The sequence below is a fragment of the Pseudomonas sp. G7(2022) genome (assembly GCF_052660475.1).
Map to the genome: position 1 here is coordinate 2,351,197 of NZ_CP109659.1, position 17,559 is coordinate 2,368,755.

The following is a 17,559-nucleotide window of genomic DNA, read 5'->3' on the forward strand; positions in this document are numbered from 1 at the left end:
GCGCCTGCTCGGGCACTGTCGTTGGGTACGGGCGCAGTTCACAGGGCAATCACCCGCACCGTGCCGCCATGGCTGACGTTCAGTGCCGCACACAGCGACGGGGTGAGCGCCAGGGGCTGACCGGGCTGGTAATCCAGCTCGGCGACCATTGCCCGGTAGCCATGCAGTGCATCGTTACTCACCAGATAGCGACCGCGGGCGTCGATCAGTGGTTCCTCCCGGACCGTGGCGATCCGACTGCTGGCAATCGAACGGACGTTGGCGGTGCGGGCGTACAAGGTCGGACCGGCGTCGAACAGATCGATGTAGCTGTTGGTTTCAAAACCCTCGCGTTCGAGGATGTCGAAGGCTTCCTGGCCGTCGGGGTGGATGCGGCCGATGCAGTCCTGCGCCGCCTGCGGCAGCATGGGCACGTAGATCGGGTATTGCGGCATCAGTTCGGCGAGAAACGTGCGGCTCTGCAAGCCGCACAAGCGCTCGGCCTCGACGTAGGGCAGGTCGAAGAAATGTTTGCCCAGCGCGTCCCAGAAGGGCGAATGGCCGTTTTCGTCGCTGTAGCCGACGATTTCGGTGATCACCGCTTCGGCAAACCGCTGTGCATGGGCGGCGATGAACAGCAGGCGGGCCCGTGACAGCAATTCGGAAAACGGCGTGCGCACCAGTGCCGCGTCGATGTGGAAACCGCGCAGCAGCGTGTGGCCGCTCAGGTCGTGGCACAGCGACAGCGCCGGCACGCCGTGTTCAATGTTCAGCTCCCGCGAGGCACTGGTGAAGTGGCGGTTGCGCAGGCTGTAGAACGGTTCGTTGTAGCCGGCAGTGGCGAGAATCTCCGAGCAGCCCACCAGACGACGCTTGTCCAGGTCTTCCAGTACGAAGAAATAATTCTCCGGGCCTTGGCCCGAGGCTTGGCTGTCGAACGACGCGCAGGACGCGGCGATTTTCCCGCTCAGGTGTTCGCGGTCATCCGGCAGGGAGGTGACGCCCACCAGGCTGTCGCGAGCCAATTGTTGCAATTGAGGCAGGTCGGTTGGCTCGACTGGACGTAAGACCAGCATGGATGCACTCCTGTATCAAAAGGTTCGGCCCATTCGCCGAACCTGACTATCACTGTCGGTTTCCACGCGTTAAAGCGGCGGTCGCCTGATTTGTTGTCAGACGCCGCTTTTTTTCTTGTCAGCCATTGCTCGGGTCAGGCAGCGCGGTACTGGCGCCGAGCTTGTTCAGGAAGAACAGGTACACCAGACCCAATGCGATCCAGATCAGGCCGAGCTTCTGTGCATCGACGCCCATGTTGTACATGATGGCCGCGACGATGATGAAGCCGATCACCGGGCAGATCAGGTGACGGATCACCTGGCCGGACTTCTGCCGGCGCCAGTAGTAGTTGATCACGGTCAGGTGCAGCAGCATGAAGCCGCTCAGGGCACCGAAGTTGACCAGCGAAGTCAGGGTGTCCACCGAGTTGATGAACACGTAGCAGATCACCAGCGAAAGCACGGCCACCAGATAAATGCTCAGGTAGGGCGTGTTGTGTTTCGGGTGCACCCTGGCCAGCATTTTCGGCAGCTTGCCGTCGCGGGCCATGCCGAACAGCAGGCGTGAGACCGCCGCTTGCGAAGTGATCGCCACCGCCACACCCCAGGCCAGGGCCGTGGCCACGCCGGTCAGGGTCGCCAACCAGCTGCCGGCGGCGATTTCGGCGATTTCATAGAACGCGGTGTCGGCGGACTTGAAGCCCATGCCCGCTGCCAGATCGGTGGCGATCCAGGTCTGTACGACGAAGATCGCGCCCATCACCACCAGGGTGATCAACGCCGCTTTGCCGACGCTGCGGCCCGGATCGCCCTTGATCTCTTCGGCAAGGGTGGAGATCGCATCGAAGCCGAGGAACGACAGCACCGCAATCGACACCGCTTGCATCAGCAGGGCGAAGTTGAAGGTTTGCGGGTGATACAGCGGCGCCAGGGTCAGCTGGCCGTTGCCGCCACCGTTGTGCAGGGCGTTCCAGGCGTAGAACAGGAAAATCCCCAGCACCACGAGCTGCGCCAGCAGGAACAGGATGTTCATGCGGGCGGTGAAAGTAATGCCGCGCAGGTTGACGAAGGTTGCGCTGACCAGGAACGCCAGAATGAAGCCGACTTTCGGGATATCCGGGTACAAATGGTTGAGCGCCATTGCCGCGTAAACGTAAAGCAGTGGCGGAATCAGCAGGTAGTCCAGCAGCATCAGCCAGCCGGCGATGAAGCCGACGTGTTGATTCAGGCCCCGTTGCGCGTAGGAATAGACCGATCCGGCAATCGGAAAGGCCCGGGCCATGCTGCCGTAGCTCAGCGCGGTGAAGACCATCGCCACCATGCCGATGATGTACGCCAAAGGCACCATCCCCGGTGCCTCGGCGTTGACGTAGCCATACACCCCGAACGGGGCGATGGGGATCATGAAGATCATCCCGTACACCACCAAGTCGGTCAGTGTCAGGCTACGTTTCAACTCCTGTTTGTAGCCGAACTCTTCTATTTCCATGAAGCGCAACTCCTTGTCAGCCAATCGGTCGTTTTAGTCGTTATGTCGGTCCGTCGTTTACAGCGTCAGCAGTGGTTACAGCAATGTTCAAAGCAGGGGTGCCAGATAATTTGCCCAGCGGTTCACCGCTTCCGGGCTGCGCAGCAGGTCGTTGCGCACTTCAATCAAAACCGACTCCAGGCCTCGGGCATCACCGTGAACCGGGACGGTCATGTCGCCCAACGGATCAATCTTGTACGGCTGGTTGCCCGCGACTTTCAGCGGATGCTGGCCGAGACCTTCGAGCAGGCGCTGGGCGTATCCCTTGGCCTGACCGAACAGCACGCCGACTTCCAGCTCACGCGGCTGGCCGTAATAAACTGACGTGAAACTGTGAATCCCCACCACCCGCACCGGCCGGCCTTCTGCCAAACGTTCGTCGATCAGCTGTTGCAGCCGCGTGTGAAACGGCTTGAACAGGCACTGGCGACGGTATTCGCGTGTGGCTTCGTCGAGTCCGCGATTGCCCGGCACCTGATAGATCTCGCTCTGCGCCGGAATGCTGTCCGGGGCGTGGCGGGGCCGGTTGAGGTCGATCAGCAGTCGCGAATAATTGGCGCTCAGCAGCGTGGCGCCGATCTTTTCCGACAGTTGTTCGGCCAGCTCCAGCGCACCGATGTCCCAGGCAATGTGTTCATGCGCAGCCTTTTCATCCAGACCCAGATTGTTCAGGGCGTCGGGGATGTAGCGGCTGGCGTGCTCGCACACCAGAATCAGTGGGTGCATCGAATCTTCACGGATCAGGTTGTAGACCGGTCGGGTGTACAACCCAAGTTCGGCGGATTCAGTACAGGCGTGCATAGTGCTCACACAGGTCGGCGGGTGAGAGCTGTTCCGTCAGCGCCAGTTCCTCGGTTTTAAGGGCGAAATACGTGTCGAGCAACGGTGCCGGCAGCGCTGCCATCAGCGCTTCGCTGCGACGCAGGCAATCCAGTGCCTGAGCCAAAGAGGCGGGCAGGGCAACAATGCCCCGCGCCTCGCGTTGTTCGTCGTTGAGTGCATCGGGGATTTCATCGGTGATGGCGTTCAGCGCCAGGCGCTGCTCGATGCCCAAACGTCCGGCGATCAGCAGCGCAGCCATTGCCAGGTGCGGCGAGGCGGTGGCGTCCATGGCGCGGAATTCCAGGTTGTACTGCTTCGCCACGGGTTTGTTGCCCAGGCTTACGGTCGGGCAGATGCGCAGCGCCGCTTCGCGGTTCTGCTGGCCGAGACAGGCGTAGGACGCGCTCCAATGGTGCGGCTGCAGGCGCTCGTACGACACCGGCGTCGGCGCGGTGAACGCACACAGCGCCGGCAAGTAATGCAGCACGCCCGCCGCCCAGTGCTGGCCGAGGGTCGACAGGCCATTGCTGGTGCCGGCGTCGTACAACATCGGCTGGCCGGCCAGATCAAGCAGGCTGACGTGCAGGTGTACACCGTTGCACACCGCGTCGGCGGCGGTCTTTGGTGAGAAGCTCAGATCCAGGCCCATCTGCCGGGCGATTTCGCGGGTGATCTCGCGCACGTTTACCGCGCGATCTGCCGCTGCCACGCCGAGGGTCGGACGGCAGGTGATTTCGTATTGATGCTTGCCATATTCGGGCAGGAACATTTCCGGCTCGACGCCGCCGGCGCGCAGGGCGCTGAGCAGCCAGCCACCGAATTCCGCGCCCTGGCGCTGGGATTCGAGGGAGAAGGCCAGGTGTTCGGCAAACCCGGCGTGCAGGTTGAATTCGTGTTCGAACGCGGCGTTGACCTGCAACCCGAGTTGATCGCGATAGCGCTCGATTTCATCGCGCAGCAGCGTGCGCGGGCAGGCGCCCCACGGGCGCCCGTCGGTTTCGCGGATGTCGCCGTGGATGAAGTCCAGCGCCGGTGCGGCGGCGTCCGGGCCATTGCCGACGGTGACGCGGCTGGCCAGATCGGGAATCAGCCGCAGATCGCCATAAGCGCCCCACGGGTTGGTCGAGGCAATGATGTCCTGCGGCGTCAGCGCGCTGTTGGCCGGCACCCAGCCGCAGCCGGCGGCTTGATAGTGTTCCAGCTCATCGCTGGGAAACGAACGGCCCCGGGTAATGCCGATCAGGTCGGTGGTGACGATGGTGGTCATCGGCAGCGGCAACAGGCGTTCGCTCATGGCTGCATCTCCCGCAGACGACCGAGTACGGTGTCGGTATCGGTGATCCAGCAATAGCCCTTGATCGCGTTCAGGCAGGCATCGTGACGTGCTTCGGTGTAGGTCGCGCAGGCGTCCGCCACCAGTGTGACGAGGTAACCCCGGTCGGCGGCATCGCGCACGGCCATGTCCACGCATTGATCGGTGACGATGCCGGCAATGATCAGGTGACGGGTTTCCAGATTGCGCAGCACGTAGTCGATGTTGGTCGAGTTGAAGACCCCGGAAGAGGTCTTGGGCAGCACGATTTCGTTTTCTGCCGGGGTCAGTTCAGCGATGACCTGTGCCTGCGGGCTGCCCTTGGGCAGGTGCATGTCCGACAGTTTGTGATCCAGCGAGCGGTCGCGGCCGTCGGCGGTCAGGCTTTCGATCAGGGTGTGCAGCACGTTCTGCCGTGTGTCACGAAAGGCGTTTAGCAGGCGCACCTGATTGGGCACCACTTGCGAGCGCGCGCGATTGAGGAAGTAGGCGGCGTCCGGGCCTTCCAGGTGCGGGTCGAACTGCGGCTCGAGCCAGGCACGCTGCATGTCCACCAGCAACAGCGCAGTGTGGTCGGTGACAAACGGCAGGTCCCGCGGCGAGCGGTGGGGAAGGCTGAACATCCTTATTTATCCTCCAGCAGGTGGGTGTCGAAGTCGTTGCGCAGGGCATCGATACCTTCCAGGCGATCGGCCAGGTCCGGGCTGCGCAGGGTCAGGCAAGCGATCAGCGCTTCAACCTGAGCCAGCGCCGGGACCATGGTGTCGAACGGTGAAGCCGACTCCACCGGAGCGCTGATGATCATGTCGGCCAGTTCCCGCAGCGGCGAAGCATAAATGTCGGTGAACAGCACGACACGAGCGTTGTTGTTCTTGGCCGCCGTGGCCACGCGCAGGGCCTGGGTCTGGTAGCGGCGATAGTCGAACACCAGCACGACGTCCTGGCGTTGCAGGTCGAACAGACGATCCGGCAGTTGCGCGTTGTCCTCCAGCGCAAAACAACCGGGGCGCAGCAGACGCAAATGATTGAGCAGGTAAGTGGCCATCAGGCTGCTGAAACGCCCGCCGAAGCAGTAGACCTGATGGCGCGTATCGAGCAGCCATTGCGCCAGGATCCGCACGTCTTCGGGTTGGGTCAGCGCCTGGGTTTCCGCCAGCAGACTGTGGCTGTGGGCCAGATAATGGCTCCAGGCATCGTCCTGGTTCAGGTTCGAACGCGGTTGCAACAGCGTGCGTGGCGAGCGCAGGCGATGATCCATGTCGCTCAGCAGAGCGTCCTGGAATTCGGCGTATCCGCCAAAGCCGAGTTTTTTTACCAGACGCACGATAGTCGGATCGCTGACGCCGGCGTGCTCGGCCAGTCGCGCCATGGGCCCGAGGCCGTTGCGCGGGTACTGATCGAGCAAGGCCCGGACGACTTTGCGCTCTGATGGCGTAAGGTCCAGGCCGGGATCGGTAATCAGGTCTCTTAGAGGGGGCATCCGGGCTCCTGCTGGATGAGGTGTTGGATTCGCTTCACAATCCGTTAAAACAGTATTTATGTAACTGACGTTACATGTCTAGTGAATTTTCTGCGCCTTCCGTGGAGCCCCAAAATGGGGCGAAATGCCCGTGTAGCAAGGGCTTCATGGTTTCCCTGTAGTGTGTAGTCCATTGCCTATTGTGGTGTCAGACATTTCCGGTTTCTTTTGACGGACCGTTTTACCAGGCTTGCCCGGAACCACCCGGTTTACGGCACAATTGCCGTCCTGTCGGCATTCCGCCGGTGGTTGTTTACCTTCTGACCGAGTGACTCAACGTGCAAGCCACCCGTTTGACCTTGATTTGTCACGCCAGAACCGTCTCACAAAAATTGGCGCGTTTTCCTACGAACGAGTCCGTTGAAGAAAGCGCTGTAGCGTCTGACTTGTGGGTCGCCCGGTTCGAGTTGCCGCGTCGTCTGATCTGCGGCCCTGAGCTGCGTACCTGCCAGACTGCTCAATGGTTCGGCGAGGATGCGCAGGTTGATGAAGCCTTGCGCGATTGCGACTGGGGTCGCTGGCAAGGGCAATCGATCAAGGACTTGCAGCGAAATGAGCCCGACGCGTTGCAAGCCTGGCTCGAAGATCCTGGCGCCGCGCCCCATGGCGGAGAATCGGTGGCACAACTCGGTGAACGGGTGGCCGCATGGCTGGCAGCGCTGCAAACCACGCCGGGGCACGTGGTGGCCGTGACGCATCCGTTCGTCATCCGGGCAGCGCTGACGCAGGTCTTGCAAAGCGAAGCCTTCCACAGCATCGATGTCGAGCCGCTGGCGCTGGTCGAGTTGAGTTTCTTCGGACGCTGGCGGCTTCGCTTGCCCGGCATTGATCTTGAAGGAGACCGCACATGAAGCAATTGCTGGTCATCGGCATTGGCGCCGGCAACCCCGACTACATCACGATGCAGGCGGTGAAGGCGCTTAATCGGGTGGACGTGTTTTTCCTCATGGACAAGGGCCAGAGCAAGGACAAGCTGATCGACCTGCGTCGAGAAATCTGCGAGCGCTACATCACTGATCGTACGTACCGCTTCGCCGAAGCTCACAGCCCGGAGCGCGAGCGCGGCGAGGTGGACTACAGCGCCAGCGTCGAAAATCTGAATCAAGCCAAGCAGCAAACCTTCGAACGCCTGATCAATGACGAATTGGCTGACGGGCAGTGCGGCGGTTTTCTGGTGTGGGGCGATCCGGCGTTGTACGACAGCACTATTCGTATCCTGCAGGCGATTCTCACCTCAGGTCGATGCGCGTTTGAGTTCGAGGTGATCCCCGGCATCACCAGCGTTCAGGCCCTGGCGGCGCAGCACAAAGTGCCGCTTAACACCATCGGCCGCTCGATCGAAATCACCACCGGCCGGCGCCTGGCGGCGGGGCAGGTGAGTGATGCCGACAGTCTGGTGGTGATGCTCGATGCCGAAGATGCCTACCATCGAGTGGCGGATCAGGAGACCGAGATTTACTGGGGGGCCTACCTTGGCACGCCGGATGAAATCCTCCTCAGCGGCAAGCTCAAGGATGTCGCCGAGGAAATCGAGCGGGTGCGCAAGGCGGCGCGGGCCGAGCATGGTTGGATCATGGACACCTATCTGTTGCGCAAGCCTTGACCTCACGACCAAAGCGCTCGCGATACACCGACGGCGGGACGCCGACCACGCTGCGAAATGCCACACGAAAGCTTTCCACCGAACGATAGCCGCAGCGCAGGGCGATCTGCTCGGTGTTCTGCGGTGTGCTTTCCAGCAACTCCCGGGCCCGGGCCAAGCGTTCGTGTTGCAACCAGGTTTTGGGTGACTGGCCGCTGGCTTCGGTGAATTTGCGCAGGAAGGTGCGTTCGCTCATCGCCGCTTCGCTGGCCAGGTCGCGCACCTCCAGTGGCTCGTGCAGGCGCTCGCGGGCCCACTGCATCACGCGCGACAAGTCACTGCGCGGAGTCGGGCTGACCGGTGTCGGAATGAATTGCGCCTGACCGCCGGTGCGTTGCGGCGACATCACCAGTCGGCGCGCCACCGAGTTGGCCACCTGAGTGCCGAAGTCCCGCGTCACCAGGTGCAGGCAGGCGTCGATCCCGGCTGCGCTGCCGGCCGAAGTGATCAGTTGGCCGGAATCGACGTAGAGCACGTCCGGGTCGACATCGATGGTCGGGAAGCGCTCGGCCAGTTCCGAGGTATAGCGCCAGTGGGTGGTGGCGCCATGCCCGTCAAGCAGCCCGCTGGCCGCCAAAACAAAGACGCCCGAGCAGATCGAGAGCAACCGGGCGCCGCGCGAGTGCGCATCACGCAATGCTTCGAGCAATGCCTCGGGCACCGGCGCGCTGCGGTCGCGCCAGCCGGGAATGATGATGGTGCGCGCATCCGCCAACAATTCCAGACCACCATCGGCCAGCACCTGAATCCCGCCCATGGCGCGCATCGGGCCTTGATCCACCGCTGCGATGCAGTGCGCGTACCACGGAAAATCGAATTCCGGCCGGGCCAGGCCGAAGATCTCCACGGCGATGCCGAACTCGAAGGTACAGAGGCCGTCGTAGGCCAGAATCGCGACCAATCCAGGTGAATCAGGCATTTGGCGGAAATTTCCCGGTGAGTGTCTTGTGCGCCACTGTAGCGGCAAGCGGCGGCTCGATAAAGTCTGTTCATCCCTTCACCGATGCAGGAGCAACACAACATGCCTAGCCTGGTTCGCCAAATTCCCGCAGCCCCTTCGGCCATTGCCCTGATGCACTTCAGCAACCGTCTGACCTTCGAAACCGATTGTTCCGACGTCTTCAGCAGCCAGGAGGCGGGCGAGGTCGATTTCGTGCTGGTGGACGTGCGCGGACCCCTGGCCTTCGAGCGCGGCCATGTGCCGGGGGCGATCAACGTTCCGGGGCGTCTGCTGACGGCCGAAGCGCTGGCGGACTACCCGACCTCCACACTGTTCGTGGTCTATTGCGCCGGGCCCCACTGCAACGGCGCCAACAAGGCGGCGGTGAAGCTGGCGGCGTTGGGCTATCCGGTCAAGGAGATGATCGGCGGGGTGACCGGCTGGCTGGATGAAGGCTTTCAGTTGAGTGTTACGACACCGCGCGTCGCCACTGCCCCGATCGCTTGCGATTGCTGATAACCGGAAAGTTGCCGCTTCGGCGGCACCTTTGTCCGCTTTGTCCTACAACCCTTGCACCGCTCCGGCGCACACTTTTCCCATGTGATGGCACTCGCCGATTTTCTGCAAGTATTTGTCGCTTAAACACAATTTGCCCCGTGCGCGCCGCCATAGACTGCCGGCCACTTCGGTTTCTTTGCGCTCCATAGCCCAAGGCCGAACCTGACAATCGAAAGCTGCCAATAAAAGCCTCCGCACACGGGAGTAATAAATGAAAAAGCTGGTTATGTTCGGTGCCCTGGCACTGTCGATGTTGTCCCTGACCGCCGTGGCCGAAGACGCCAAACCGATTCGGATCGGTATCGAAGCCGGTTACCCGCCATTCTCGATGAAAACCCCTGACGGCAAACTGGCCGGTTTCGACGTGGACATCGGCGATGCGCTGTGTGAGCAGATGAAAGTCAAATGCACCTGGGTCGAGCAAGAGTTTGACGGCCTGATCCCGGCGCTGAAAGTGAAGAAGATCGACGCGATCCTGTCCTCGATGACCATCACGGACGACCGCAAGAAAAACGTCGATTTCACCATCAAGTACTACCACACCCCGGCGCGCTTCGTGATGAAGGCCGGCTCCGGCGTGAAAGACCCGCTGGTTGAGCTCAAAGGCAAGAAAGTCGGCGTGCTGCGCGCCAGTACCCACGACCGCTACGCCACCGAAGTGCTGGTACCGGCCGGGATCGAACTGGTGCGTTACGGCTCGCAGCAGGAAGCCAACCTGGATATGGTGTCCGGTCGTATCGATGCGATGCTGGCCGACTCGGTCAACCTGAGCGACGGCTTCCTGAAAACCGACGCCGGCAAAGGCTTCGAATTCGTTGGCCCGACCTACGAAGACGCCAAATACTTCGGCGGCGGCGCCGGTATCGCCGTGCGAAAAGGCGATACCGAGCTGGCGGAGAAATTCAACGCCGCCATCAACGAAATCCGCGCCAACGGCAAGTACAAGCAAGTGCAGGACAAGTACTTCGACTTTGACGTGTACGGCCATTAATACGCCGTAGAAAAAAGTGGCCCCGTTGACGCGGTGGCCACTTTTTTTTCGCCCGTGATTTATCCTGTCAGCACATTTCCAATGCAGTCACTGGGTAGCAGCGACTGCAGAATTTCCGGAGTTCCCCATGCAACGCATCGACCATGTTCTGCCCTGGAGCCATCTGGGCAGCGAACGCTCCCTCAGCGTCTTCCGTTACGGCGTCGGCCCACGCAAGGTTTATATCCAGGCGAGTCTGCACGCCGATGAGCTGCCGGGCATGCGCACTGCGTGGGAACTGAAAAAACGCCTGGCCGAGCTGGAGAGCAACGGTCAGTTGCAAGGCGTGATCGAACTGGTACCGGTGGCCAACCCGATCGGTCTCGATCAACACCTGCAAGGCAGTCACATGGGCCGCTTCGAGCTGGGCAGCGGCAAGAACTTCAACCGCTCCTTTGTCGAACTCAGTGCGCCAGTGGCCGAGCGCATCGGGAATCTGCTGGGCAGCGATGCCGAAGCCAACATTGCGTTGATCCGCCAGACCATGGGCCAAGTGCTCGACGGATTGCCGGCCCCGGCCTCGCAACTGGAAGCGCTGCACCGTCTCTTGCTGCGCCACGCCTGCGAGGCCGACATCACCCTCGATCTGCACTGCGACTTCGATGCCGCAATTCATCTCTACGCCTTGCCGCAGCACTGGCCGCAGTGGCAATCCCTCGCCGCACGCCTGAAGGCTGGCGTGGCGCTGTTGTGTGAGGACTCTGGCGGCAGTTCTTTTGACGAATCCTGCTCCACGCCGTGGTTGCGCCTGGCGCGGATGTTCCCGGAGGCGGCGATTCCGCCGGCCAACCTCGCCACCACCCTGGAGCTGGGCAGCATGGGCGACACCCGCGTCGATCAGGCTCAGGCCAATGGCGAGGCGATCCTGGGCTTTTTGGCCGAACAGGGCTTCATCAGCGGCGAATGGCCGAAAGCGCCGGAGGAGTGCTGCGAAGGCATGCCGTTCGAAGGCACCGAATACCTGTTCGCCCCGCATCATGGCGTGGTGAGTTTCCTGCGCGATGCCGGTGAGTGGGTCGAGCGCGGTGATGCGCTGTTTGAAGTGGTCGATCCGCTCAAGGATCGCGTGACCACCGTGCGCGCCGGCACCAGCGGCGTGTTGTTCGCCATAGATCGCGGTCGCTACACCCAGCCGGGGATCTGGCAGGCGAAGGTGGCGGGGCGCGAGCCGATTCGGGCGGGCAAGCTGATCAACGACTGACAGCCCATCTTCTGGATCGCAGTGTTAGGCTCTGTCGCGAACCCTGCACTGTGTGAAGGAAGGCTTATGTTGAAGGTGTTTGCTCTGCTGACTCTCCTGGCGTCCAGCGCCGTCCATGCTCAAACCTCGCTGCAAACCGATCTGCCACTCAACTACCTGGCCCAGGTGCACCCGGACGCCGAACCGCGTCCGCTGGTGGTTTTCCTGCATGGCTACGGCAGTAATGAAGCCGATCTGATCGGCATGAAATTTCAGCTGCCCAAGCAGTACAACTACCTGTCGGTGCAGGCGCCGATGGCGTTGGGGGAAGGGCGCTTCCAATGGTTTCGCAAGAAAGGCGACGGTGCCTACAACGGCGAGACTGATGATCTGAAGGTTGCCAGCCAGAAACTGCGGGCTTTTATCGCGGCGGCGGCGCAGAAATATCACGCGCGACCGGATAAGGTGTACCTGGTCGGTTTCAGCCAGGGCGCGATGATGACCTACGAGGTGGGGTTGAGGCAGCCGGCGGCGGTCGGTGGCATCGCCGCGTTGAGCGGGCGGGTGTTGCCGGTGCTCAAGAGCGAGCTGACATCAGCGCAACAACATCCGCCGCTGGAGATCTTCATCGGCCATGGCACGGCGGATGACCGGGTCCCCTACACGGGCGCCACTGCGGCCAAAGAGTTGCTCGAGAAGCTGGACTACACACCGGCGTTCCATGCCTATCCCGGCGTCGGCCACAGCATCAGCGCGGCCGAGCTTCGGGATCTGAACGACTGGTTGCAGCGACTCAACCCCTGAGCATCACTTTTCCTTGAGGATGGTTTTCACCAGCGCCTCGTGACCGCTCTTGTCGCTGGCCCGGGAAATCACCTGGACCAGCGCCATGCGCGTGCCGGAGCCGGCCAGCAACGTGGTGTTGAGGGTCTGGCCGCCGCCCTGGGTGGCGGTGCTGTCGACCTGACGCAGGCCCAGGCCATTGCCTTTCTGGGTCAGGCTCTTTTCGCTGAGCTTGTTGAAGTCCGGCAGGGCCTTGCGCTGAGCGTCGATGAAATCGGACACGGTGCCGTCGAGGAACGCACTGTCGTTGTCCTTGACGTTGTTGCCTTCGGGAATCTGGTTTTCGGCGGTGATGACCACCGTCTTGGTGGCATCGTTGGTGTACATCATGCCTTTGGCGCCGGTCGGACCGGCCGGCAGCGGGTCGCCGACGAAGCCCTTGGGCAGGACGAAACTGAATTTGCCGTCGAGCATCGAGACGTTCTCGGTGACAGCCTTCTCTTTGGCCTTGGCTGCCTGAGCATTGATGGCGCCGAAACCGGCCACCGCCGCCAGCAACAGGACGACGGCTTTCTTGCTAAGCAATGACATTCGAATCTCCGAGGGATGGTCGCGCTTGGGCGGCGATCATCCCACGGAGAACACCCGGCACTCCAGAGCGGTTTGTCCGGGCGAGGTCAGTTCGGCGACGGCGCAGGCGCCGGTTTGGCCAGCAACTGCCGGGTGACCCCGAGCATCGCCACCGAAACGGCCACCGCCACCACGAAGCCACCGAAACCAAGACCTGGAACGGTCAGCGCCAAGACCAGACAAAACGCCGAGAACGAATACATCCCTGTCGCCGTCGCCCGCAACAGCGCGGCGGTAAACGCCGGGCCACGGGTCTGCTGGGAAAACACCGCCATCACACTGCCGAGCACCGGGAACACCGCGAGCAATCCGCTCCAGCGCTCGCCCACCGTGCTGGCCAGCATCGTCACCACCAACGTCAACGCCGCCCCGGCGATCATCCGCCACACCAGTTTGTCCGACTTCGGCGCCGGGCCGCTGACCACCGGTTGAACCTTGGGAAACAAGTACGGCGCGGCAAGGAGGGCGGTCGCAGCGGCGACGATGGAGAAGGGCAACGACGCCGGAATCAGCGACAGGATCAGCGCCAGCACGGCCCAGACCGAAAGAGAAACCACCAGCGCCAACAGCCAGTTCGCCCGCTGCGCCACCTGCGCATAAGTGACGCAAAACGCGATCATCGCAAACATGGCCGACAGCGCCGCGACCGCCGATTGCGCGGCAAACGCCGGGCCTTGTTCGATGGCGAGGAAAAACAGAATCGGCCCGACCACCACCGGCAACCCCGACAGCCACCCGGCGACGCTGGGGCCCCAACGCTTGCCGGCGAGGGAAATCAGCAGCAGGAAACCGGGAATCAGCAGCAGTTTGAGGATCAGCACGCAGGTCTCTCCATCGGGTCAGAGGTGGCCACGTTAGCATTGTCGTGAATGGATTGCTGAAGATGCATGCAAAAAATGTATACAAAGTGCCGGGCGTGATCGCCGACTATGCTCTGACTATCAGGGTTTACCGGAGTCGATGCCGCAATGAGCAGAACACCGAAGGTGTTGCGTGGATGCTGCGGTATCGGCTTGTGGGCCTTGCTGCTGACGCCCACCTGGGCCAGTTGGCAGGACGCGGTGCCCGGTGCGCAGATCATCGGCACCGGCGATTTCAGCGTGTTCGGTTTCGACATTTATAACGCCCGGTTGTGGAGCGCCGCGCGTCCATTGGCTGACGGTCAGCCTTTTGCCCTGGAACTGATCTACCGACGCAACGTGTCCCGCGATGATCTGGTCAAGGCCAGTGTTGATGAGATCAAGCGCCTGGCGGGTTCCTCCATCAGCCCGGCGCAATTGGCGGTGTGGCAGGTCCAGATGCAGCAATCGTTCGTCGACGTCCAGGCCGGCACGCGGATTACCGGGGTGTATCTGCCGGGGCAGGGCGCGCGGTTCTTTGTCGGTCAACAGTTGCAGCATGAAATCGATGATCCGCAGTTCGCCCGGGCGTTTTTCGACATCTGGCTCGACCCGCGCACACGCAGTCCCGAGTTGCGTCAGCAATTGCTCGGCACTGCCAAACCCTGAGCGCAGCACGTCTGCTCTTGGGCACGCCGACTGAAACGTCTAAGCTGCGCCTTTCGACTTGTTTCTGGATGTGTGCGTGAAATTCAGTTTGCCCAAAATCGCCACCGCGCCGTTCTGCCCGCCGGAAGTGGCCGGCAGTGTCCCGGTGGATCCGAATGCCTCGTTCTTCAAACGCGTGCTGCGTTTTGCCGGCCCCGGTTTGCTGGTGTCGATCGGCTACATGGACCCGGGCAACTGGGCCACCGCAATCGAGGCCGGTTCGCGCTTTGGTTACAGCCTATTGTTCGTGGTGTTGCTGGCGAGCCTGGCGGGCATGGTCGTGCAATGCCTGTGTTCGCGGCTGGGCATCGCCACCGGGCGTGATCTGGCGCAGCTGTCCCGCGAGCGTTACAGCACTCCTACGGCACGGCTGCAATGGGTGCTGGCGGAAATCTCGATCATTGCCACTGACCTGGCAGAAGTGCTTGGTTGCGCACTGGCGTTTCACTTGTTGCTGGGTTGTTCGCTGACATTTGGCATCGCCCTGACCGCATTCGATACGTTACTGGTGTTGGCCCTGCAAAACCGCGGTTTCCGGCGGCTGGAAGCGATCATGCTGGTGCTGGTGGGCACCATCGGCGTGTGCTTCTTCGTTGAATTGTTGCTGATCAAACCGTACTGGCCGGACGTCGCCCAAGGCTTCAAACCGTCACTGTCGGCGATCAGCGAGGCGGCGCCGCTGTACCTGGCCATCGGCATCCTCGGCGCCACGGTGATGCCGCACAACTTGTACCTGCACACCTCGATCGTACAAACGCGACTGATCGGCCGGGACCTCGCGAGCAAACAGGATGCAGTGAATCTGGCACGCATCGACACCATCGGCTCGCTGGCGCTGGCGTTGCTGGTCAACGCGGCGATCCTGATCCTTGCGGCGGCAGCCTTTCATCAGTCCGGGCACACCGACGTGGTGGACATCCAGGACGCCTATCACTTGCTCGATCCGCTGGTGGGCGGCGCGCTGGCCAGCGTGCTGTTCGGTGTGGCGCTGCTGGCGTCGGGGCAGAGTTCGACCTTCACCGGCACCATCGCCGGGCAGGTGATCATGGAAGGCTATTTGAATCTGCGGATTCCCTGCTGGCAGCGCCGCTTGATTACCCGCGGGCTGGCGCTGATTCCGGCGTTCATCGGCGTGTGGCTGATGGGCGACGGCGCGGTGGGCAAGTTGCTGGTGTTGAGTCAGGTGGTGCTGAGCCTGCAATTGCCGTTTGCGCTGTATCCGCTGATTCGCATGACCAACGACAAACAGCTGATGGGGCCGTTTGTGAATCGCTGGCCGACGCGGGTGCTGGCGTGGGGGTTGTTTGTGGTGATCAGCGGCGCCAATGCCTGGCTGATTCTGCAGTTGGCCGCCTAACGGCCGAAAGCATCCACCACAAAATCAATGAACACCCGAGTCTTGGCCGGCATCAAGGTGCGGCTCGGGTAGTACAGCGATATCGCCCCGGCATCGCACTGCCAGTCGGGCAACAGCCGCACCAGTTCACCGCGCTCGATCTGCGCGCTGACATCGGGCAACACCAGCATCGTCACCCCGAGGCCCAGCAGCGCAGCCTTGCGCATGGCCATTGGATCGTTCAGCACAATATTCGGATTGAGCAGGGCGCTGGCCTGTTCGCCAGCGTCGTTGTGCATCTGCCATTGGCGAATGCGCCCGGTGCGCAGGCCGCGCATGACGATGCCTTGGTGATCGGCGAGGTCTGTCGGATGTCGGGGCAGGGCGCGTCCGGCCAGATAGGCCGGTGAGGCCACTGCCAATATTTCAGCAGACGCCAGTCGCCGGGAAACCACCCCGGGCGTCAGCTCGAATCCGCCGCCAATCGCCACGTCGTAGCCCTCGGCGATCAAATCCACCTGGCGATTCTCGAAGTGCCACTCCGGGCGAATCAGCGGATAGCGCGCCAGAAACTCCGGCAACAGCGGCAGCATGTGATCGATGCCGAACGTTGGCGGCAGGCTGATCTTGAGGACACCCGCCGGCTCGCCGCGCTCGGTCGCCACCGTCGCAATCGCGGCCTGCAAGGCATCGAGGTTGCCGCCGATACTCGCCAGAAAACCTTCGCCGGCCTCGGTCAGCGACAGCTTGCGGGTCGAGCGCTGGAACAGTCGCACGCCGAGGTTGCGTTCCAGAATCGCCACGTTACGGCTGACCGCCGCCGGGGTCAGTGCGAGTAGCCGTGCTGCGGCGGAGAAACTGCCGGTCTCGGCGCTGCGGACGAAGGATTCAAGATTGGCGAGGGTTTCCATAGTTTCGACCTGATAGCGATGCTTGAAGATCATTCAAGGTATTACCGGCTAATCAAGTGGGAATGGCAAGTGCAAGATTGGTTTCGAGTCTTACCCCACTTTCTGGAGAACACCATGAGCACTATCGGAATCATCGGCGCTGGCGCCATCGGTTCAGCGTTTGCCAAAGCCTTGTCGCGTCAGGATATCCCGTTGGTCATCGCCAACAGTCGCGGGCCGGAGACCTTGGCCGAACTGGTGGCAGAACTCGGTCCGACCGCCCGCGCCGTTACCCGTGAAGAAGCCGCTGCCCAGGACATCGTGCTGGTCGCGGTGAACTGGTCGAAACTGCCGACGGCGCTGGCCGGGCTGCCGGACTTTGGCGGGCGAATCGTCATCGACGCCAACAACTCGATTGAAGCGCCGTCGTTCAAACCGGTGGATTTGCAGGGGCGGCCGTCCAGCGAAGTGTTCGCTGAGTGGGTGCCGGGTGCGCGGGTGGTCAAGGCATTCAACCATTTGCTGGCGCGTTTGCTGGAGGCGGATCCGGCGTCGGAGGGTGGCAAGCGCGTGTTGTTCCTGTCCGGGGATGATGCGCAGGCCAAGGCTGAAGTCGGCGCGCTGATCGATCAGCTCGGCTTCTTTGGTATCGATCTGGGCGAGTTGAGTGTGGGTGCGCGGCTGGTGCAGTTCCCGGGCGGGCCGTTGCCGGTGCTGAATCTGGTGAAGTTCGCCTGACAACGGACAAAAAAATACCCGGTGCGACGTGAGTCGTACCGGGTTTGTTGCCAACGGATATTGGATGTCG

Annotated in this window: 19 protein-coding genes; 9 read left to right on the forward strand and 10 right to left on the reverse strand. The window is 62.1% G+C overall.

Going from position 1 to position 17,559, the window contains the following annotated elements; genetic code table 11:
• Positions 1–38 precede the first annotated feature (38 nt).
• From NE357_RS10585 to NE357_RS10610, 6 genes are all read right to left on the reverse strand, one after another.
• On the reverse strand, positions 39–1,055 hold the full coding sequence (locus NE357_RS10585) for an arginine N-succinyltransferase (protein WP_169429788.1): 1,017 nt from the start codon (positions 1,053–1,055) through the stop codon (positions 39–41).
• Positions 1,056–1,173: 118 nt separating this feature from the next.
• Complete coding sequence (locus NE357_RS10590; protein ID WP_169429789.1) at positions 1,174–2,523, reverse strand: APC family permease; 1,350 nt, start codon at positions 2,521–2,523, stop codon at positions 1,174–1,176.
• Positions 2,524–2,610: 87 nt separating this feature from the next.
• Positions 2,611–3,363, reverse strand: a complete 753-nt coding sequence (locus NE357_RS10595) for an N-formylglutamate amidohydrolase (RefSeq protein ID WP_169429790.1) — start codon at positions 3,361–3,363, stop codon at positions 2,611–2,613.
• Entirely contained in the window at positions 3,347–4,678 is a 1,332-nt protein-coding gene (locus tag NE357_RS10600; protein WP_169429791.1) for a glutamine synthetase, read from the reverse strand. Before NE357_RS10600 ends, NE357_RS10595 begins: the two co-directional genes overlap by 17 nt.
• The gene (locus tag NE357_RS10605) at positions 4,675–5,319 is read right to left on the reverse strand and encodes an isochorismatase family cysteine hydrolase (protein ID WP_169429792.1); all 645 of its coding nucleotides are present in this window, start codon (positions 5,317–5,319) and stop codon (positions 4,675–4,677) included. Before NE357_RS10605 ends, NE357_RS10600 begins: the two co-directional genes overlap by 4 nt.
• A 2-nt stretch (positions 5,320–5,321) precedes the next feature.
• Positions 5,322–6,176 carry a MurR/RpiR family transcriptional regulator gene (locus tag NE357_RS10610; protein ID WP_169429793.1) on the reverse strand — a complete coding sequence of 285 codons (855 nt, stop codon included), beginning with the start codon at positions 6,174–6,176 and terminating at the stop codon, positions 5,322–5,324.
• 317 nt (positions 6,177–6,493) lie between these two features.
• Between NE357_RS10610 and NE357_RS10615 the strand changes: the two genes are divergently transcribed.
• Both NE357_RS10615 and cobF read left to right on the forward strand, forming a co-directional pair.
• Positions 6,494–7,066, forward strand: a complete 573-nt coding sequence (locus NE357_RS10615) for a histidine phosphatase family protein (protein WP_169429794.1) — start codon at positions 6,494–6,496, stop codon at positions 7,064–7,066.
• Positions 7,063–7,818: a precorrin-6A synthase (deacetylating) gene (gene cobF, locus NE357_RS10620; RefSeq protein WP_169429795.1), complete on the forward strand. Its 756-nt coding sequence runs from the start codon at positions 7,063–7,065 to the stop codon at positions 7,816–7,818. The genes NE357_RS10615 and cobF overlap by 4 nt, the downstream gene beginning before the upstream one ends.
• On the opposite strand, the gene ftrA is transcribed toward cobF, so the two are convergent.
• Positions 7,787–8,776 carry a transcriptional regulator FtrA gene (gene ftrA, locus NE357_RS10625; protein WP_169429796.1) on the reverse strand — a complete coding sequence of 330 codons (990 nt, stop codon included), beginning with the start codon at positions 8,774–8,776 and terminating at the stop codon, positions 7,787–7,789. The genes cobF and ftrA overlap by 32 nt on opposite strands.
• 102 nt (positions 8,777–8,878) lie before the next feature.
• Between ftrA and NE357_RS10630 the strand changes: the two genes are divergently transcribed.
• The 4 genes from NE357_RS10630 to NE357_RS10645 all read left to right on the forward strand — a co-directional run bounded on the left by NE357_RS10630 (position 8,879) and on the right by NE357_RS10645 (position 12,369).
• Positions 8,879–9,313, forward strand: coding sequence for a rhodanese-like domain-containing protein (locus tag NE357_RS10630; protein ID WP_169429797.1), 435 nt, complete (start codon positions 8,879–8,881; stop codon positions 9,311–9,313).
• A gap of 253 nt (positions 9,314–9,566) precedes the next feature.
• Positions 9,567–10,346 carry an ABC transporter substrate-binding protein gene (locus NE357_RS10635; protein WP_039767817.1) on the forward strand — a complete coding sequence of 260 codons (780 nt, stop codon included), beginning with the start codon at positions 9,567–9,569 and terminating at the stop codon, positions 10,344–10,346.
• A gap of 127 nt (positions 10,347–10,473) precedes the next feature.
• On the forward strand, positions 10,474–11,586 hold the full coding sequence (locus tag NE357_RS10640) for a succinylglutamate desuccinylase/aspartoacylase family protein (protein WP_169429798.1): 1,113 nt from the start codon (positions 10,474–10,476) through the stop codon (positions 11,584–11,586).
• A 66-nt stretch (positions 11,587–11,652) separates the two neighbouring features.
• Positions 11,653–12,369 (forward strand): alpha/beta hydrolase, encoded by a 717-nt coding sequence (locus NE357_RS10645; RefSeq protein WP_169429799.1) that lies wholly within the window; start codon positions 11,653–11,655, stop codon positions 12,367–12,369.
• Positions 12,370–12,372: 3 nt separating this feature from the next.
• Here the strand turns inward: NE357_RS10645 and NE357_RS10650 are convergent, their stop codons facing one another.
• Positions 12,373–12,939, reverse strand: coding sequence for a hypothetical protein (locus NE357_RS10650; RefSeq protein ID WP_169429800.1), 567 nt, complete (start codon positions 12,937–12,939; stop codon positions 12,373–12,375).
• A gap of 86 nt (positions 12,940–13,025) precedes the next feature.
• A complete protein-coding gene (locus tag NE357_RS10655) occupies positions 13,026–13,799 on the reverse strand; it encodes a hypothetical protein (RefSeq protein ID WP_169429801.1) in 774 nt (257 codons plus the stop codon).
• Between the two features lie 147 nt (positions 13,800–13,946).
• Between NE357_RS10655 and NE357_RS10660 the strand changes: the two genes are divergently transcribed.
• Together NE357_RS10660 and NE357_RS10665 are read left to right on the forward strand one after the other, a co-directional pair.
• On the forward strand, positions 13,947–14,486 hold the full coding sequence (locus tag NE357_RS10660) for a chalcone isomerase family protein (protein ID WP_169429802.1): 540 nt from the start codon (positions 13,947–13,949) through the stop codon (positions 14,484–14,486).
• Positions 14,487–14,613: 127 nt separating this feature from the next.
• Positions 14,614–15,882: an Nramp family divalent metal transporter gene (locus NE357_RS10665; RefSeq protein WP_432760326.1), complete on the forward strand. Its 1,269-nt coding sequence runs from the start codon at positions 14,614–14,616 to the stop codon at positions 15,880–15,882.
• Here the strand turns inward: NE357_RS10665 and NE357_RS10670 are convergent.
• Complete coding sequence (locus tag NE357_RS10670; protein ID WP_169432620.1) at positions 15,879–16,772, reverse strand: LysR family transcriptional regulator; 894 nt, start codon at positions 16,770–16,772, stop codon at positions 15,879–15,881. The genes NE357_RS10665 and NE357_RS10670 overlap by 4 nt on opposite strands.
• A gap of 114 nt (positions 16,773–16,886) precedes the next feature.
• Between NE357_RS10670 and NE357_RS10675 the strand changes: the two genes are divergently transcribed.
• Entirely contained in the window at positions 16,887–17,489 is a 603-nt protein-coding gene (locus tag NE357_RS10675; RefSeq protein WP_169429804.1) for an NADPH-dependent F420 reductase, read from the forward strand.
• The last annotated feature ends 70 nt before the right edge of the window (positions 17,490–17,559 follow it).